Genomic DNA, 444 nt, shown 5'->3' on the forward strand with positions numbered 1-444 from the left:
GGTGTGCTCACCGCCATGGGCCAGGAGTTCCTGGACGGCACGGCGGCCGGCGGCCGGGCGGCCCTGGTCGCCGCGCAACGCCGGGACCGCTCCGAGGAGTTCGCCCTGGCGTCCGCGCTGGCCGCGCTGCACCTGCGCGGCGTGCCGGTGGACTGGACGGCGTTCCACGCGGACGGCCACAGGGTCGACCTGCCGACCTACGCCTTCCAGCGCGGGCGGTACTGGCTGGACGTCGTCCAGCCGAAGGCCGCGGCCGGGACAGCCGACCCGCTGGACGCCTCCTTCTGGGCGGCCGTCGAGCAGCAGGACGAGGCCTCGCTGGCCGCCGTCCTGCGCCTGGAGGGCGACACCGGGGACCTCCCGTCCGAACTGCGGGCCGCGCTGCCGCTGCTCGCCGCCTGGCGGCGCGCCGCCAGGGCGGACGCCCCCGCGCCGCGGCCGGCC

At 78.8% G+C, this 444-nt stretch carries 1 pseudogene; it reads left to right on the forward strand.

The annotated features are described in order from the left end of the window. Window positions 1-444, forward strand: a pseudogene (locus tag AE652_RS36785) (hypothetical protein); the annotation flags it as partial.

The organism is Kitasatospora sp. MY 5-36 (genome assembly GCF_001182915.1).
In the GTDB taxonomy this organism is placed as follows: Bacteria; Actinomycetota; Actinomycetes; order Streptomycetales; family Streptomycetaceae; genus Kitasatospora.